The sequence below is a fragment of the Bradyrhizobium sp. BR14999 genome (assembly GCF_056106085.1).
Genome location: NZ_CM148536.1, coordinates 2,009,671 through 2,027,686 on the forward strand (window position 1 = coordinate 2,009,671; position 18,016 = coordinate 2,027,686).

Here is an 18,016-nt window from a genome sequence, read left to right on the forward strand (position 1 = left end):
CGACCAACGATCTAAACGACGAGCTGTCTTCGGCCTCAGCCCTTTCTCGATATCCGGAAGCCGCACACCAGCCGGCTGCGCTGAACGATCCGTCGCCTGTTCAACCGTGCTCGAGGTGCGCACACGAGATGGCTCTTGCAGAGGAAGAGGTTGATGGAAAGTCGTTACATGCCACGTATCGGAATGGTTGCGTTGGCCAGTCAGCAGTACCTGGCGATCGCGTTCATCTATTCGACCATTCCGGTGATCCTCCGGGGCAACGGCGCCAGCCTGGAACTCGTCGGCTTGTATAGCACGGCATTCGTTGCCTTCACCGTCAACTTTCTTTGGGCCCCCGTCGTGGATCGATGGAGCCTCAACAGTCTCGGGCTGAGACGTTCATGGATACTGGTGACTCAAGTCGCCAGTACCACTGTGTTGGTAGCGATGGCATTTCTGAACCCGGAGACCGACTTCGTGCCGGTTTTTCTTGTCTCTCTCGCGCTTGCGACCATTGCCGCCACACAACGGATCGCAACCTTGGGCTACATGGCGGACGCCCTCGATTCCAGCGAGCGGCCGCTCGGGGCCGCGCTGCTGGGTTGGGGCCGAGTCATCGGACACGTGATCGGCGGCGCTGTCTGCCTCCAATTGATTGAGATTGTCGGTTGGCGTCCGGCTTTGCTGGGGTTGGCGCTGATGCTCGCCGTTTTCGTTGGATGGGTGTTTGCCATTCCTGAACCGCTCCTTTGCAAGGACCGGTTGCGCACGCCGCGGCACCTGTCTGTCTTCGCGATCCTACGCAATAAGCGCCTGTGGGCGACCTCAGCATTGATCGCGCCCGGCGTTATCGGAATCGCTGTGGCCTTCGCAACGGTGCAGTTGCGGCTCGTGGATATCGGCTTTGCCGCGGCAGATATCGGCTGGATCGGTGCGCTCTCGAACGTATTCACGTATACGATCATTGCCCCGCTGACTAGCGCGATCCTCACGCGAATGGCGCCGCACCGAGGCTTGTTATGGGGCTGCGCTGTCCTGGCCATCGGTTTTGGAGGGCTATCGATTATCGATCGCTATTTGGGCGTAAGCATGAGCGCTGTCGCGAGCGTTGGGATGGTGTTCGCGGCGCTCGCCGTCCAGCATGTTGCATTCACGAGCTGGTTTCTCGGACTCGCCAGGCCGGGCAAAGCGGGAACAGATGTAACGTTCCTGACTTCGGCAATGGCGGCATTCGCGTTGGTGGGCTTCGCAGCGAGCGGGTTTGTCGCGGCGAGATTTGGCTACGGGGTTGCGCTTATAATGCCCGGCGTCGGCTATGCTCTATCCGCCTTGCTCGCTGCGGCATTGCTTCGCCAATCTGACTCCGCAGCGCCTGGCGAGGACGGATGATAGGGCACGCAGGGCCGCGCATCCCAAGCTCAGCGACTGCGCTATCGACTGCGGCGCTATTCGCAAGTCCCGTTAGCGATTATTGCGTTGGTGATCCGCTGTGCCTCCAAAAGAGCGCGAACGAGCGGCGCCGGAGTGAACTTCGGCGGGGCGACGAGCAATTTGATGCCGTTGATGTAGTCGTCGCGGAACATCGGGGGCACGACGATACCGCATCGTCCGGCACCGCCAAGTTCCAAGCAACCGTCGGCGTTCCGGAAGTCCTTGTTTGCCAGAAGCGCGTAACGATGTCGGGTAGACACAGATGAGCGTACCGGAGCGCCGTGAGGCTGTGATGTGATTCGGCTTGCAATATCGAGCAAGCCTGGGATCGGCGTCCAAAATTGCCCCTAACGTTGGGCTGTTGCGCTGCCTGCTTTGGAATGAAGCAGATGGTCAGGGATGCTGGTTGCGGAGACGATTGCGCGGATACGGCGCGAGCACATCAAGGGCAAGACGATAAAGAAGATCGCCTGTGACCTGAACGTGTCGCGGAACACGGTTCGGAAGGTGCTGAGGTCGGGAGAGACCGCCTTCGAGTACGAGCGGCAGGTCCAGCCGCGGCTGGAAGAGCCGATCATCTTTAAGGACAATGTCGGCGACTGCATCGCGGGCACGCATACCGCACGGTTCGGCGAGATCGAGCAGCGCGATGCAGCGCTCACTGCTAAGGGACGCCGGCTGTACGACGAACTGCTTGCATCCGTGCGTCGCGAAGTTCAGTTTGGCGCGAGCGACGCGCACACAGGCGAGTATGGAGTGGAGCTGTTGAAGCAGTTTCCCGATGAAAGCACCGAGCTGCGTGCCCAGGGGCTGGCGTTCTTCCGCTATTCCGCAACGGACGCGGGCATTGGGCGGCGCAGGAATCCGGCATCGACGCTGTCGGTGGATGAACTGGTCGCGAAGGGTCATCTTCGCTTCGATCCGATCGTGTATGCGGACTTCTTCCAGTCCAAATTCGGCGGCAACGCGCAGAAGAACTATGCCGAGGATTCGAACCGAACTGCGTTCGGCGCTGGGAGCGACCGATCACGACGAGCCGGAACTCTATGCGCAGGCCGAGCGACCCTCGCTCGATCGGGCGCTGAACGAGCTCGGCGGGGCCGAATTGCGACTCCGGTCGACGGCGTGAGGAGGAACAAGGATTGACGAAACCACCACTTCAGTTCGATCAAAGGAGCGTCGCTCGCGCATGAAGAGCGCAGCTGCGACAATTCAATCAACGCCGAGCTTGGGAAAACCGCCATGTCCGCCACATCCGCCGCGCACCCACAGTCCCGCAACGCAGATCTTGCCAAGGAAGCCGACACGCTTCTTTCGACACTCGGCGTCGACAGGAGCAGCTACACGGAAGGCTCGCTCGTGGTCCGCTCGCCGGTCACCGGCAAGATCATCGCAGGGGTCAAGGAAACCAGCGTCGTCGCCGCAAATGCGGATATCGAACGCGCCGACTCGGCGTTTCGCGCCTGGCGGCTGGTGCCGGCGCCGAAGCGCGGCGAGCTGGTGCGGCTGCTCGGCGAGGAGTTGCGTGCCAACAAGACGGCACTCGGCCGTCTGGTGTCGATCGAGGTCGGTAAGATCACATCCGAAGGCCTCGGCGAGGTCCAGGAGATGATCGACATCTGCGATTTCGCCGTCGGGCTGTCGCGCCAACTCTACGGCTTGACGATCGCGACCGAGCGCGGCGACCACCGCATGATGGAAAGCTGGCATCCGCTCGGCGTCACCGGCATCATCTCCGCGTTCAATTTCCCGGTGGCCGTATGGGCATGGAATGCGGCGCTGGCGCTGGTCTGCGGCAACAGCATTGTCTGGAAGCCGTCGGAGAAGACGCCGCTGACCGCGCTTGCGACCCATGCGCTGTTCGAGCGCGCGCTGACGCGCTTCGGGCAGGACGGCGGCAGCGCGCCGGAAGGACTCTCTGCGGTGCTGTTCGGCGGCCGGGATATCGGCGAAGCGTTGGTCGATTATGCGAAGGTCCCGCTGGTGTCGGCCACCGGCTCGACGGCGATGGGTCGTGCGGTCGGTCCGCGGCTGGCAAAAAGGTTCGCGCGCGCAATTCTCGAGCTTGGCGGCAACAATGCGGCGATCGTCGCGCCGACCGCCGATCTCGACCTGACGCTGCGCGGTGTCGCCTTTGCGGCGATGGGAACGGCCGGCCAACGCTGCACGACACTGCGCCGCCTGTTCGTCCATGAAAGCGTCTATGACAGCTTCGTGCCGCGACTGAAGCGCGCCTATGCCTCCGTGACGGTCGGTAATCCCCTCGACGGCGGCACACTGGTCGGCCCGCTGATCGATAGCGCGGCCTATCGCGCAATGCAGGGCGCGCTGGAGGCCGCGAAGGGCGCGGGCGGGCAGGTTCACGGCGGCGAGCGGGTTGCGATCGCGGGCGCCGACGAGGCCCACTATGTCCGTCCGGCGCTGGTCGAGATGCCGGCGCAGACCGGGCCGGTCGAGCACGAGACCTTCGCGCCGATCCTCTATGTGATCAAGTACAGCGATTTCGATGCGGTGCTCGATTTGCACAACGCGGTTCCGCAGGGGCTGTCGTCCTCGATCTTCACCAACGACCTGCGCGAAGCCGAAGCCTTCCTGTCGGCACGCGGCTCCGATTGCGGCATCGCCAACGTCAATATCGGCCCGTCCGGCGCGGAAATTGGCGGCGCATTCGGCGGCGAAAAGGAAACCGGCGGCGGGCGTGAATCCGGCTCCGATGCGTGGAAGGCGTATATGCGCCGCGCCACCAACACCATCAATTACGGCCGGACCTTGCCGCTGGCGCAGGGCGTCAAGTTCGACGTGGTGTGAGAAAGGCGCAAGACGTGAACGCTCCGTTGCAATGTCGCCGCTGTTCCGGCCGTCGAGCCGTCTGGCGCCCATCGGTGTGTCGGAGATTCTGAAGATCACCGGGCTTGCGACGGAGCTGAAGCGCGAGGGGCGGGACGTCATCGTGCTCGGCACCGGCGAGCCCGACTTCGACACGCCAGATCCACATCAAGGACGCCGCAGCACGCGCGATGCAGGCGGGCGCGACGAAGTATACGGCGCTCGACGGCATGCCGGAACTGAAGGCGTCGATCCGGGCCAAGTTCAAGCGCGACAATGGCCCCGACTTCGCATCCGAGGAGATAGCGGTTGCGGCTGGGGCGAAGCAGGCTTTGTTCCACGCCATGATGACTACGCTTGAGCCCGGCGACGAGGTCATCATCCCGACGCCCTACCGGGTGACCGACGCCGATATTGTGCTGATTGCGGGCGGCAAGCCGGTGCTGGTCCCGTGCCAGGAGGCCAACGGCTTTCGCCTCGTCGTGGACGATCTGGTGCGCGCGATCACGTTGCGGACCCGGTGGGTGATGCTCAAAACCTGGCCGTCGAATCCGACCGGCGCGGCTTATGCCGACGCCGATGACCGGCCGATCCTGAACGTGCTGGTCGCGCACCCACAGGTCTGGCTGATGGTCGACAATATCTACGAGCACATCGTCTACGACGACTTCCGTTTCGCGACACCGGCCGCGATCGAGCCGGGCTTGCGCGATCGCATCTTCACCGTCAACGCGGTCTCCAAGGTCTATGCGATGACGGGCTGGCGCATCGGCTATGCGGGCGGGCCGCCCGCGCTGATCCGCGCCATGACCGTGGTCCAGAGCCAGTCGACGTCATGTCCGTCCTCGATCAGCCAGGCCGCCGCACTCGCGGCGCTCGACGGCTCGATGGCTATCGTCAGAGAGCGCTGCCGCTCGTTGCAGGCACGGCGGGACCTCGTCGTGGCCGCCTTGAACGGCATCGACAGCCGCGTTCCCGGGGGCGCGTTCTACACCTTTGCGGGTTGCGAAGGCTTGATCGGCCGCGCCACGCGGACGGCCGGCGTATCGCGAGCGATGCCGATTTCGCCGAATATCTTCTGCGCCGCGTCGGCGTCGCCGTGGTGCCGGGCTCGGCATTCGGGCTTGCGCCGTACTTCCGGCTTTCCTACGCCACCTCGACCGCCGAACTTTCGGAGGCCTGTCGGGGCATCGCCAAGGCGGTTTGCCTGATGGGACCGATGGAGCTTGCTTGATGCAGGGCGATCCGACATCGCACGGACTGTGGGAGCTGACGGCGCCGCCTGCGCCGCAGACCGCGCCGCTCGCAGGCGAGGTCGACGTCGATGTCGTCGTCATCGGCGGCGGATATACCGGATTGTCGTCGGCGCTGCATCTCGCCGAGGCCGGCGTGCGCGTGGCCGTGCTGGAAGCTTCCGAAATCGGCTTCGGAGGTTCGGGACGCAATGTCGGGTTGGTCAATGCCGGCATGTGGGTCATGCCTGATACCCTCACTGCGACGCTCGGTCAGACCTTTGGCGAACGGCTGATCGATCTGCTCGGCCGCGGGCCGCAGCAGGTGTTCGACCTGATCGAGAAGTACGGCATTGCCTGCGAGCCGGAGCGCACGGGCACGCTGCATTGCGCGGTCGGACGCAACGGCCTGGACGAGATCAGGGCGCGGGCCGAGCAGTGGCAGCGGCGCGGTGCGCCCGTCGAGGTGCTCGACGCCGAAGAGACGCGGCACAAGATCGGCGGCGGCGACTACACCGGCGCTTTGCTGGACAAGCGCGCCGGCACGATTCAGCCGCTCGCCTATGTTCGCGGCCTGGCGCGCGTCGCGCTCGCGGCAGGCGTGAAGATATTCACCGAGAGCGCGGTGCTCTCCGCCAGCGACAGCGGCTCGCGCTGGAAGGTTGACACGGCATCGGGATCGGTGCGCGCGGATTGGGTGATCATTGCTACCGACGCCTATGCGCGGGGACAGTGGTCGCAGCTTCGGCAGGAGCAGATTCATCTGCCGTATTTCAACTTCGCGACCCGGCCGCTGTCCGACAATCCGCGCGCGTCGATCCTGCCCGAGCGGCAGGGCGCCTGGGACACCAAGCAGGTGCTTAGTTCATTTCGCTTCGACCGCGCAGGCCGGCTGGTGTACGGCAGCGTCGGTGCGCTCGCGGGAAGCGGTGCGGCGATCCACCGGGCCTGGGCGATCCGCTCGCTGCGCAAGCTGTTTCCACAGCTCGCCGACATCGCGTTCGAGGCCGGCTGATTCGGCATGATCGGCATGACCTCGGACAATCTGCCGCGCTTTCACAAGCTCGACCGCAATGTCATTGCCTTCAGCGGATATAACGGCCGCGGCATTGCGCCAGGCACGGTGTTCGGCGGTGTGCTCGCATCCTACGTGCTCGGTCAGGTCGCGGGAAAAGATCTTCCGCTTCCGGTCGCCCCGCTCGAGGAGCCGCGCTTTCGGGCCGCGCGGGAATCGCTCTATCGCACCGGATCGCAGCTCGTTCATTTGACCGAAGCGCGGCGCTGATCCGCAGAAGGAAGAGCTGGAGGGGGTTGCGCTCGAATCCAGACGCACGATCGAGACGACGAGTTCGTGGACAAGGTCTAATCGACCCCGGATATCTGATTCAGCCCTACTGCCTGCGTCCGGACGGCAAGGTCGGGCACGACGCCTTCGCGGTGATCCGCGAGGGCATCCGCGAGATGAACAAGGTCGCGATCGGGCGGGTGGTGCTCACCAACCGCGACCACATCGTCGCGCTGGAGCCAATGGACAGGGGCTGGTCGGCACACTGCAGCGGTACCCTTATGAGGTGGGCAACGGCAGGAATATTTCGGCGAGATCAATACGTGAAGGTGACCAAGAACATGCTGGATCTTGCCAGGCATATCATGAACCAGAAGGCAGGCACCTTCGAGCCAGAGAAATTTGAGGATCACTAGGAAAGCGCGCAGGTCAAACTCATTAATCAGAAGCGTGCCGGCAAGGTCATCCCCAAGGGGACCGAAAGGCGGGAACGTGGTCGATCTGATGGAGGCGCTCCGGCGGAGTGGGTCAGGAAGCCGCGCCGGCGAAGACTAACTAAGCCGGCCAAGAAGCCGAAGAAGCGGGCGACCGGCCAGAAGGAGATGCTCATGCCGATCGCGCAAGCTACCCACGGTCATGCGAACGACGGACGCCGCAAGACCGCGCTATTGCTGGCCGAACGCTCTGCGTGAGTGTGACGGCAACGGGACACAATATATCGTCGCAGGGCATTCAATGTATCGGTACCATTCGGTACTATTTACTTCGTTCGAATTGTCCGTTAAACCCTTGTGCAGCACGGATGTTTTTTGCTCCATGAGTCCCGTCCGCGCCAACGTCATCCAGGAGAGGGAATAGAGAAGGTGCCAAGGGCCAAGGCCCCCGAGAGAGCAGTCCGCGCCGGCCGTCCCCCGAAGGAACTGGTTGCCGAAGTCGACGAGCGGATCCTTCATGCCGCGCGCGAGCTGTTCCTGGCGCGCGGGCTCGCCGGCGTCAGTGTAGCGGAGATCGCGAGCCTTGCTCATGCAAGCAAGGGAACTATCTATGCGCGCTTTCCCACCAAGGAGGCCCTGTTCGCTGCGATCGCGATCCGCAACTCGGAGAAGGTGCGGCAGGGATACGAGAACGCGTCATCGCTGGGCGATACAATCGAGGAGCGCCTCACGGCTCTGGCAAGTGAGATACTCAAGCACGTGCTCGCCCCCGACAGCATCGATTTCATGCGACTGGCTGCTGCCGAAGCGCGTCGTTTCCCCGACCTTGCCAAGGTCGGACGGATGATGCGCGAGCGCGGCACTCATCACGCCGCCACCATCTTGGAGGATGTGACCCAGTCGACGCAGGACAGGCTGTATGCCGCCTTTGCGCCGGAACGTCTGACCAGAACCGCCCAATTCTTCCTCGACCTCGTGGTTGCGCCACTGCTGCTGCGGGCGGTGATGGGCGAAGATCCCAAGTCGCTGAGGCCGCAGATCCGCGCGCACGTGGCGGAGAGCGTTTCGTTCTTCCTGACGGCCTGTCGCAGCGGCGAAGCCCTTCGATAGCGAGCGGCACTGCTCGTCGTCATCGAGCGCCGTAGTTCTCCACACCCTGAAGCCGCGGAATGATCCTCCGCCCCGACACGGCGTCGCCGTCGTCTGGGGAGGCGGTCTGTCGTCTCGTGGTTCAATCCGGAAATAGAACTTCACGGTACGGTTATTTGACAGAGGTGGATTGTCGACATTATCGATACCGAACCGTACAGTTCTATTATTGGGGCGAAAAGAGTATCGTTTTGAGAAGCCAGGGGAATTTCGCGAGGCCACGGGCCGAACGCCGTATTCGTGCGTCGATGGTCAGCGCTGGTCTTTCGGCCAGCGTCGCCATGCCGGCCCTTCTACTCGCCTCTTGCGCGGTCGGGCCGAATTTCGTCACGCCTGACGCTCCGGCCGCGACTCGCTACACACGCGAGCCGCAACTCGTCTCGACAGAGAGCACCAGGACGCCAGGGGGCAATTCGCAATCCTTCTCGCCTGGAAGCGATGTCTCGGGCGTCTGGTGGACATTCTTCCGCTCGCGGAAGCTGACAGGATTGGTCGACGAAGCGGTTCGCAATCATCCCGATATCCAATCTGCCGAATTCGCCCTGCGAGCCGCCCGCGAGACCGCGTTCGCCGAGCAGGGTGCGTTGTTTCCGCAAGTGAGCGGAGGCGGGTCGGCGGCACGCAAGCAGGGCCCGCTCTACAAACTCTTCAATACGTCGGTCAGCGTGTCCTATGCGCTCGATCTCTGGGGCGGCACGCGTCGGCAGGTCGAAGCGCTCGAGGCACAGGCGGACTACCAGGCGTTCAAGCTGGAGGCGACATACCTGGCGTTGACCGCCAACGTCATCACGGCCGCGATCACTGACGCCTCGCTGCGTGACCAGATCTCCGCGACCGAGGAGATCGTCAAGGCCGAGACCGATCAGCTCGCGCGCATCCAGCACCAGTTCGAGATCGGAGCCGTTTCCAAGTCCGACGTGCTGGCCCAGGAGTCGACCCTCGCGCAGGCCAAGGCGACGCTGCCTCCGCTGCAGAAGCAACTGGCGCAGCAGCGCAATCAACTGATGGCTTATCTCGGGCGGCTGCCGAGCGACGATCGCGGCGAGCACGTGGCCCTTGCCGACCTGCGCCTACCGGGGCGGCTGCCGGTGTCGTTACCGTCGGAACTCGTCCGGCAGCGCCCGGACATCCGCCAGGCCGAGGCGACGCTGCACCAGGCGACCGCGAACGTCGGCGTCGGCGTCGCAAACCTCCTGCCGCAGATCACGCTGTCGGGCAGCTACGGTGCGAGCGGGACGGGCAAGCTGTTCTCACCCGGCACCATCGCCTGGGACGCGACGTCCACGCTCACGCAGAAGCTGATCGATGGCGGTACGCTCTATCACACCAAGGAAGCCGACGTTGCGCTCTTCGAGCAGGACATGGCGGCCTACAAGAGCACGGTGATATCAGCTTTCCAGAACGTCGCGGATTCGCTGCGTGCGATTCAGTACGATGCGGCGACGCTGAAGGCGCAGGCGGAAGCCGAGAAGGCTGCATCGGACAGCCTGTCCATGTCGACCGAGCAGTTCAAGTCCGGTGCGGTGCCTTACGCCAATGTCATCACCGCCCAGCAATCCTACCTCAACGCGCGCATCGCTCGCATCAAGGCGCAGGCCGCTCGCTTTGCCGATACCACGGCGCTATTCCAGGCGCTCGGCGGCGGCTGGTGGAACAGGCCCGATCTGACGGCCAATGCTTCGCCCCGCGTCAATCCCGGCTATTTCGCTGGCCCCAACCGCTCAACCCAGGAAGCTGCGCGATGATCAGGCGCATGACGATCATGCTGGCCGCGATGACCGTTCTTTTCGGCGGCCTCTACGGCTTCCAGACCTTCAAGGACATGATGATCCGGAAGGCGATTGGCGCCATGGCGAATCCGCCGCAGACCGTCTCCACCGTGGTCGCGGCGACCGCGCCGTGGCGATCGACGCTTTCGTCTGTCGGTTCGTTGCGCGCCGTGAACGGTGCCGATCTCGCGCTGCAGGCCTCCGGGATCGTGCAGAGCATACGGTTCAGCTCCGGAGACGAGGTGGCAGAGGGCCAGCCGTTGCTCCAGCTCGTGGCGACCGACGATGCCGCCAAATTGCAGTCGCTGCAGGCGACCGCGGAGAACTACGCAATCGTGGTCAAGCGCGACGAAGAGCAGATCAAGTTCAACGCGGTCAGCCAGGCCACGCTCGACAGCGACAGGGCCAATCTGAAGAACGCCCGGGCCCTGGTCGAGCAGCAGAAGGCAATCGTCGAGCAAAAGACGCTCAAGGCGCCGTTCGCCGGCCGGCTCGGGATCCGCGCCGTCGATATCGGCCAGTTCCTGAGCGCAGGCACCACCATCGTTACCCTGCAGAGCCTCGATCCGATCTACCTCGACTTCTACCTGCCGCAGCAGGCGCTTGCCTCAATCAACATCGGGCAGGATGTGACCGCGACGGTCGATGCCTTTCCCGGCGAACGCTTCACGGGCCGAATCTCGGCGATCGACGCCAAGGTCGATAGCGGCAGCCGCAACATCCAGGTTCGCGCGACGATTGGAAACAATCCCGCACGATTGCTGCCCGGCATGTTCGCCAAGGTCGAGATCGATGTCGGCAAGCCCGAGGACATCGTCACCGTCCCGGTCACCGCGATCGTCAACAATGCCTATGGCGACCTCGTCTACGTCGTCGACAATCTGCACGACGGGCAGGGCGCCGCACGGCAGATGTTCGTCAAGACCCGGCCAGCGAAAGGGGACCGGATCGCCGTCACCGACGGGATCAAGCCCGGCGAGAGCGTGGTGATCGCAGGCCAGATCAAGCTTCGTAACGGAAGCCCGGTCAGGATCGACAATTCCCACGTGCCGCTCGCCGAAGCGGCGCCAACCGTCGTCGACCAGTAAGCGACGCACCAGCCAAGAGCCGATACGATGCGTTTCACGGACATCTTCATCCGCCGCCCGGTGCTCGCCATCGTCGTCAGCGCACTGATCCTCGTCCTCGGGTTGCGGTCGATGACCTCGCTGTCGATCCTGCAATATCCGCGTACCCAGAACGCCATCGTCACGGTGACGACGGCCTATGCCGGCGCGGATTCCGATATCATCGCGGGCTTCATCACGACGCCGCTGGAGAACGCCATCGCCCAGGCCAACGGCATCGACTACATGAATTCCAGCAGCATCACTGGCACCAGCACCATCACGGTGAACCTGCGGCTGAACTACGACTCTGGCAAGGCCATGACGGAGATCAATGCCAAGATTAACTCCGTCCTCAACCAGCTTCCGACCGGCTCCCAGCAGCCGACGCTGGCGCTCAAGGTCGGCCAGACCATCGATGCGATGTATATCGGCTTTGCGAGCGACGTGCTGGCGCCCAACCAGATCACCGACTATCTCACGCGCGTGGTGCAACCGCGTCTACAGGCCGTGTCGGGCGTGCAGACCGCGGAGCTGCTCGGCGGCAAGAAGTTCGCGTTGCGTGCCTGGCTCGACGCCGACAAGCTCGCCGGCCATGGGCTGACGGCCAGCGATGTCTCGACCGCGCTGTCAGGCAACGACTACATCGCTGGCCTCGGATCGACGCGTGGGCGTCTGGTCCAGGTCGACCTTTCGGCCACGACCAACCTCCATTCGCTGGAGCAGTACCGCAACCTCGTCGTCAAGCAGGCGAACGGTGCCATCATCCGCCTGAAGGACGTCGCGAACGTGACGCTCGGCAACGACGACTACGACAGCTCGGCGAAGTTCAACGGCAAGACCGCTGTCTATCTCGGCATACAGGTCGCACCGAGTGCCAACCTACTCGACGTCATCAAGGGGGTGAAAGCGGCCCTCCCGGATATCAATGCGAACCTGCCAAACGGCATCGTCAGCGAAATTCTCTACGACTCGACGGAATTCGTGAACAGCTCGATCGACGAGGTCGTCCACTCGCTGATTGAGGCGGTCGTCATCGTGACGATTGTCGTCTTCCTCTTCCTTGGCTCTTGGCGGTCGGTCCTGATCCCGGTGATCGCAATCCCGCTGTCGCTGATCGGTACCTTCGCCCTGATGCTGCTGATGGGCTTTTCGATCAACCTGCTGACGCTGTTGGCGCTCGTGCTCGCGATCGGGCTCGTAGTGGACGACGCCATCATCGTGGTCGAGAGCGTGCATCGCCTGATCGACCAGGGAGAGTCTCCGATCGATGCCGCGATCCAATCGGCGCGCGCGCTCGCCAGCCCCATCCTTGCGATGACCGTGGTCCTAATCGCGGTGTACGTCCCGGTCGGCTTCCAGAGCGGGCTCACCGGCGCCTTGTTCACCGAGTTCGCCTTTACGCTCGCGGGCGCGGTCACCGTGTCGGCGGTCATTGCGCTGACGCTGTCTCCCATGAACTGCGCCTGGCTGCTGCGACGGACGGAGCGGGATGCCACGAATTGGGAAGCGCGCCTGGTGCGCAGGATCGACCATACGCTGGAGCGGCTGACCGCCGCCTATCGCCGCCGTCTCGAATCCGCCTTCGCCACCAAATCCGTGGTAGTGGTGTTCGCGCTGCTGCTGCTCGCCGGCATTCCCTGGCTGTATGTGAATTCCCAGAGCGAGCTCGCGCCCGACGAAGATCAGGGCGTGGTGCTGACGCTGACCAATTCGGCGCCCTCGGCGACGGCCGATCAGCGCCGGTTCTATGGCCAGCAGCTCTATGATCTCATAGCCAAGCGGCCCGAGACCGCCGTAATCTTCCAGATCGACACACCCTCGCAGGCGATCGGCGGCTGGGTGCTGAAGCCTTGGGACAAGCGGACCGCCACAACCAAGACGTTGCAGCCTGAGTTGCAGAACTTGCTCAACGGCATCGCGGGCACGCGTTCGGTGGCTTTCCAGCCACCGCCGCTGCCGGGGAGTAACGGCTTGCCGATCCAATTCGTCATCGGCACGACCGGCTCGTTCAACGAGCTCGACGAGGTCGCCCGGAACTTCATGGCTGAGGCGGTCAAGACCGGACAGTTCATCTTCCTGGACAACGACCTCAAGGTCGACAAGCCGAAGAGCACCGTGGTGTTCGATCGCGACAAGGCCGGCGATCTCGGATTGAAGATGAGCGATCTCGGTGGCGCGCTGGCAACGATGCTGGGCGGCAACTATGTCGAATATTTCAGCCTCGACGGCCGCTCCTACAAAGTGATTCCGCAGGTGCGGCAGAACGACCGCCTCACGACTGAGCAACTTCTGAGCTATCAGATCCGCACCAGCAACAACACGATGGTGCCGCTGGCGACGGTCGCTCATCTCGACAACAAGACCGTTCCGCAGGCGCTCAACCATTTCCAGCAGATCAACGCCGCGACCATTTCCGGCGTGGCCATGCCGGGGGTAGCGATGGGCGATGCGCTGGCAACCCTGAAAGGCCTCGCTAAATCGCTTCCGGCCGGATACTCGGTCGATTTCGCCGGTGCTTCCCGGCAACTCGAGAACGATTCGGGCGGCTTTATCACCACCTTCCTGCTCGCGCTGATCATCATCTATCTCGCGCTCGCCGCGCTGTTCAACAGCTTCGTGGACCCCGTCATCATCCTGATCTCAGTGCCGATGTCGCTCGCCGGCGCGCTGATCTTCATCAGCGTCGGCCTCGGCGGGGCCAGCATCAACATCTACACTCAGGTCGGTCTCGTCACCTTGATGGGGCTCGTCAGCAAGCACGGAATCCTGATGGTCGAGGTGGCGAACGAGCTCCGCGCCGAGGGGAAGAGCCGCTCCGAGGCCATCATCGAGGCTGCGACGATCAGGCTTCGGCCGATTCTGATGACGACGGCAGCCATGGTGCTCGGCGTCCTGCCGCTGGTCGCGGCGAGCGGTGCGGGTGCGGTTTCCCGCTACAATATGGGCCTTGTTATCGCCACCGGCCTTTCGATCGGAACGCTGTTTACGCTGTTCGTGGTGCCGGTCGCGTACGCGCTCATCGCACATCGTGTCGAGGCCCGGGCCGCAGAACGTATGAACTGAGTTTGTAGCGCAGGCTTCGAGCGATGGCCGCCCCGGTCCGATGTCGGGGAGATCAGTGACCGTTTCAAGGATGAGACGAGCGGCGAGCCGATGACGACCCAGACCATCCTCATCGTAGCAGACGACCAAGAGACAGGGGATTTGATCGCCCGCTATCTGCGAGGACAATTCTTCTCTGTCGGTCTGGCGCGGGACGGTCGCGAGATGGATCGCTATATGGCGCAGAACCGCGTCGACCTGATCGTGCTCGATATCATGCTGCCAGGCGAGGACGGTCTTAGTCTGTGCCGACGTTTGCGGGTCGCTCATTCGACCCCGATTATCTTCCTGACCGCGAAGACCGATGAAATCGACCGGATCGTTGGCCTCGAAATGGGAGTTGATTTGCTCAGGCTTGTTATCGTAAGCGGCTCATCCCTCGCCAGGTACGAACATTGGGCTTTCGCGAACATCGTTACCAGTAAGACCATAAGTCGACGCCTATCATCCATGGAGCAACCCACTCGCGGAAATCGCCGATGCGAAGGCGCAAAAGGCCAAGCTCAACGAATTCGTGGCCGAGCGGCTGCAAAAGAACATGGTCGGCAAGGATGCCGAGCTGGGCGATACGCTCAAGCGATACACGCTTGGTTCGATGCAGCAATACCGCGCGCGCTATCCGCTGGCCAAACTGGCGCAGTATGTCGAAATGGCCTTCAGGGGTACGAGGGAGCCCGGCGGCCTTGGCGAATTCACCGCACTTGAGATCGAGCACATTCTGCCGGACACGCCCGAAGCAGATCTCCGCCAATCTTTCACCGCAGCCAATCCCGGCAAGCGCTACGATGACTACAAAGTGAGGCTCGGGAACGTGAGGCTCCTGGAAAAGCCGATCAACATCGTGGCGAGTAACGGATTCTTCGAGAAGAAGAAGCCCGACTACGCGAAAGTCGGGTAGTTATCTCACGCGCAGCATCGTGGCCTTGAGCCCGGTCGGGAAGAATTCGTCGATCACGCGTATCAACGAAAAGCTGCGAGCCTTTGAGAACTGGTCGGCGAACGATATCGAACAACGGCAGGACATGCTGATCGCGCTTAGCAAAGACGTATGGCGCACGTCGCCGATCGATGTCAGCTAAGAAGCGTCAGGGGCGGCGGCGAACCGCCTACACGCCAAGCGCTTTCTTCAGCGCGGCAACCAACGCCGCTGCGATAATCAGGCGCCTTGAGATCGACATTGACGAGTTCATGCACGACGCCGCCATGCAGAAGGCGCAGCGCTTCGCTCACGGCGAGCGTGGCGGCGGTGGCGCCGACGAACGGCGCGCCGACGGCCCTACCGGCGAGCAGGGTGACGCCGCAGCGATCGAGCGCGCCAGTCGTGAGCATGCCCTTGTATGCAGGGCGATCCTCGGCTGGATCGTTGGCCTGCGCGCCGCTCCAGATTTGGGACGCCGGGCGCGAGGCCGGAAGGGTGTGCAGCCGGATCGCGCGGAAGTCGCGATGCCCTCGGCCCAGCCCGGCTTCCACAACGAAATCGAATCCAACCTGATCGAGCGCCTGACGGCCAGCGCCATTGTCGAGCCCGCACAAGGCGACGGCGGGCTCGTCATCCTGGCGCCGGAACGACGCGTCGAAGAGCCGTTCATAGATCGCCGTCGTAAATCCCCGCCGCTCGGCCCAGCCGGCCATGGCGCGGGTTTTCTTGACGTTGATCAGCGTGGCGTCGCTCAGGATCGACGTGCTCTCGGTCGAGGGCGTGATGATATCGATGTCCTGCAGGACCAAGCTCAAGTCTTGCGGTCGGGCGAAGGGCAGCAGCCCGAGCGCCCAAAGATAGGCTTGGCCCAGATGTCCAAGGCCGATAAGCCACAACCGTGCGGTCCTGGCTGCAAGCACTGTTTTCGGCTTGTTGAAAATTCCGTATCCATTTGAAAATAAACGTGTTTACCGCTCGTTGGCCTGAGACCGGCGGCTCGCCGAAAACCCGCCGGGCCCTATTAGGCCCTATTTCAGCGTGCGCTGGCCCGGATCGTTCGGTGTGCGTCTGGTTCGTCGCGGTGTCCGGTAGGGACGAGCCCCTGGAAACGCACGGGCGCGCTCGCCGCCGATCCCAATGGACTGGCTTAATATTGGCACCGGCAGCGAGACCCACGTGGCCTCCACCTTCATGCTGCCTGCGCCAGCCTAGTCTTTGATTTAAATCAAAGGTGGTGTAAGTCTGCTCAACCCTAACAGATATGGGGCGGGGAAGATCGTCTTTTTATTGCGCTGATTGTGTTGGCAATGCTGGGAGCGGCGGCGCTAAGCGCCGCCGTGTTGTTCTCCGACTGATGCGCGTTCGGCTCTGGGGTCGCGGCAACTGGGCGCATTTGACCTAGCGCAATGGCACGCACGCAAACTAGAATATCCTTTCCTACGTGGGAGCAGTCAGGCCAGGCTGCCAATGAACAGACCGATCTTCGAAACGCAGGTCGAACGTGAGTTTCTGATCGGGCAGCTCTCGCCCCAAGGTCGCCGTCTTGTTCAGGAGATGATGCAAGAGAAAGCCGTAACTGCAGCACAGGCCATTCAGATGCTGGGCGTCGTGCAGCCTGTTTCAGGCTCCGTTATCTCAACCACCGACGACCCAGACGAGCGCGAGTTCTTGCTTAATCAGCTATCTCCGCACGACCGCGCGGCGGTGAAGAAAACCCTTACTCGTCACCCTGAATGGACCGTTGGCCAATGCATCGCCCGCAATGCGCGCGGCAACAAACTGCCGCTAAGTCCGCGCGAGAAGCAGCTCCTGAGGCGCTTGGCCGCTGGGAAGACTGATCATGAGATCGCCGTGCGACTTGGCGGGACCGCAAAGCAGGTTGCGGGTCAGCGAGAACGCTTGCTCGCCAAGCTGGGCATCCAAGCGCCCGCCGAGATCGAGGAGGCAGCCGGACGACTGGCAGGCTGGGCCACCTACAAAGGCGTAACGTAGGCACAGGGTTCGCTCCGCAGGCGACTGTCCGCGATTTCTCGGCACGCGGCGGCCTTCGGCCTTCGGGCCAATGTTCAATCTTCCGCGAAGTGGAAATGACCGATCATTAATTTGGACGATGACCTGCCTTGAGGCACGTGGCGCGTATGACCCACCGTACAATGCCTCCCGCTGAATACCGTTCGATTGCATCCGCTTACAGGGCGCAAGCGAGGCAGGCCGGGATTTCAGAAAAAAGAGCATCCCTTCTAGCGAACATAAGCCGGACCTTCAGTGGCCTGGCGAGCCAGCTTGAAATGCTTGATGCCGACGTGGCGGCGGAGCGAAGGACGCTGCGATAGGCGGTCCGCGCGGCGCCTACGCGGTGGGACCTCCGACGTTAAGCAATTGCGAAACGGCGGTCACAAGCTGCGCCGGAGCAAAAGGTTTCTTGAGCAGAATGCTGTTGGGTACGCCTTCCGACGCCCAATCGTCGGCGGCAGCGCCCGTCATGTAGATGATGGGAAATGCAGCGTCGATTTGACGAACCAAACGAGCGACTTCCCAGCCCTGCATCGGACCTTTTAGATTGATGTCGGTCACGAGCGCGGAGTACTTGACAACGCCGCTCTCGATCATCGCCACGGCCTCCCGACCTGACGCAACCGTTGTCAAGTCGAAGCCCGCCTCCTTCAGGGCGTCATGAATGATTTCCTGCAATAGCTCCTCGTCTTCGATGACGAGAACTATGGGGACTTCTGTCAATTTCCCCTCCGCACGGCCAACTCCGCTGTAGCCTGGGCAGGCAAC

At 62.8% G+C, this 18,016-nt stretch carries 13 protein-coding genes and 4 pseudogenes; 15 read left to right on the forward strand and 2 right to left on the reverse strand.

The features are described 5' to 3' along the window. The first annotated feature begins 153 nt into the window (after window positions 1-153). The 14 genes and pseudogenes from ACR9YP_RS09295 (at window position 154) to ACR9YP_RS09360 (ending at window position 15,395) form a co-directional block, all read left to right on the forward strand. Entirely contained in the window at window positions 154-1,368 is a 1,215-nt protein-coding gene (locus tag ACR9YP_RS09295; RefSeq protein WP_474219474.1) for an MFS transporter, read from the forward strand. A 441-nt stretch (window positions 1,369-1,809) separates the two neighbouring features. Continuing rightward, window positions 1,810-1,968 (forward strand): annotated as a pseudogene (locus ACR9YP_RS09300) (helix-turn-helix domain-containing protein); the annotation flags it as partial. Window positions 1,969-2,013: 45 nt separating this feature from the next. Beyond that, on the forward strand, window positions 2,014-2,556 hold the full coding sequence (locus ACR9YP_RS09305; RefSeq protein WP_474221008.1) for a 2-oxoadipate dioxygenase/decarboxylase family protein: 543 nt from the start codon (window positions 2,014-2,016) through the stop codon (window positions 2,554-2,556). A 96-nt stretch (window positions 2,557-2,652) separates the two neighbouring features. Beyond that, window positions 2,653-4,218 (forward strand): L-piperidine-6-carboxylate dehydrogenase, encoded by a 1,566-nt coding sequence (gene amaB / locus ACR9YP_RS09310; RefSeq protein ID WP_474219475.1) that lies wholly within the window; start codon window positions 2,653-2,655, stop codon window positions 4,216-4,218. A gap of 31 nt (window positions 4,219-4,249) precedes the next feature. Beyond that, window positions 4,250-5,470 (forward strand): annotated as a pseudogene (locus ACR9YP_RS09315) (pyridoxal phosphate-dependent aminotransferase). Further along, window positions 5,470-6,753: pseudogene (locus tag ACR9YP_RS09320) on the forward strand (NAD(P)/FAD-dependent oxidoreductase). The pseudogenes ACR9YP_RS09315 and ACR9YP_RS09320 overlap by 1 nt, the downstream one beginning before the upstream one ends. Window positions 6,754-6,779: 26 nt before the next feature. Then, complete coding sequence (locus tag ACR9YP_RS09325; protein WP_474219477.1) at window positions 6,780-7,169, forward strand: Ku protein; 390 nt, start codon at window positions 6,780-6,782, stop codon at window positions 7,167-7,169. A 447-nt stretch (window positions 7,170-7,616) separates the two neighbouring features. After that, window positions 7,617-8,297: a TetR/AcrR family transcriptional regulator gene (locus ACR9YP_RS09330; protein WP_474219478.1), complete on the forward strand. Its 681-nt coding sequence runs from the start codon at window positions 7,617-7,619 to the stop codon at window positions 8,295-8,297. A gap of 320 nt (window positions 8,298-8,617) precedes the next feature. Beyond that, a complete protein-coding gene (locus ACR9YP_RS09335; RefSeq protein ID WP_474219479.1) occupies window positions 8,618-10,081 on the forward strand; it encodes an efflux transporter outer membrane subunit in 1,464 nt (487 codons plus the stop codon). Next, entirely contained in the window at window positions 10,078-11,193 is a 1,116-nt protein-coding gene (locus tag ACR9YP_RS09340; protein ID WP_474219480.1) for an efflux RND transporter periplasmic adaptor subunit, read from the forward strand. Before ACR9YP_RS09335 ends, ACR9YP_RS09340 begins: the two co-directional genes overlap by 4 nt. 27 nt (window positions 11,194-11,220) lie before the next feature. Further along, the gene (locus ACR9YP_RS09345) at window positions 11,221-14,277 is read left to right on the forward strand and encodes an efflux RND transporter permease subunit (RefSeq protein ID WP_474219481.1); all 3,057 of its coding nucleotides are present in this window, start codon (window positions 11,221-11,223) and stop codon (window positions 14,275-14,277) included. A gap of 90 nt (window positions 14,278-14,367) precedes the next feature. Next, a pseudogene (locus ACR9YP_RS09350) lies at window positions 14,368-14,661 on the forward strand (response regulator); the annotation flags it as partial. A 169-nt stretch (window positions 14,662-14,830) separates the two neighbouring features. Then, window positions 14,831-15,214, forward strand: coding sequence for an HNH endonuclease family protein (locus tag ACR9YP_RS09355; protein WP_474219482.1), 384 nt, complete (start codon window positions 14,831-14,833; stop codon window positions 15,212-15,214). 19 nt (window positions 15,215-15,233) lie between these two features. Then, entirely contained in the window at window positions 15,234-15,395 is a 162-nt protein-coding gene (locus ACR9YP_RS09360) for a hypothetical protein (RefSeq protein ID WP_474219483.1), read from the forward strand. Here ACR9YP_RS09360 and ACR9YP_RS09365 read toward each other — a convergent pair. Next, window positions 15,388-16,131 (reverse strand): hypothetical protein, encoded by a 744-nt coding sequence (locus tag ACR9YP_RS09365; RefSeq protein WP_474219484.1) that lies wholly within the window; start codon window positions 16,129-16,131, stop codon window positions 15,388-15,390. The genes ACR9YP_RS09360 and ACR9YP_RS09365 overlap by 8 nt on opposite strands. 571 nt (window positions 16,132-16,702) lie before the next feature. On the opposite strand from ACR9YP_RS09365, the gene ACR9YP_RS09370 reads away from it, so the two are divergent. Then, the gene (locus ACR9YP_RS09370; protein ID WP_474219485.1) at window positions 16,703-17,227 is read left to right on the forward strand and encodes a response regulator transcription factor; all 525 of its coding nucleotides are present in this window, start codon (window positions 16,703-16,705) and stop codon (window positions 17,225-17,227) included. A 357-nt stretch (window positions 17,228-17,584) separates the two neighbouring features. On the opposite strand, the gene ACR9YP_RS09375 is transcribed toward ACR9YP_RS09370, so the two are convergent. Continuing rightward, window positions 17,585-17,971 carry a response regulator gene (locus ACR9YP_RS09375; RefSeq protein WP_438103036.1) on the reverse strand — a complete coding sequence of 129 codons (387 nt, stop codon included), beginning with the start codon at window positions 17,969-17,971 and terminating at the stop codon, window positions 17,585-17,587. Between the last annotated feature and the right edge of the window lie 45 nt (window positions 17,972-18,016).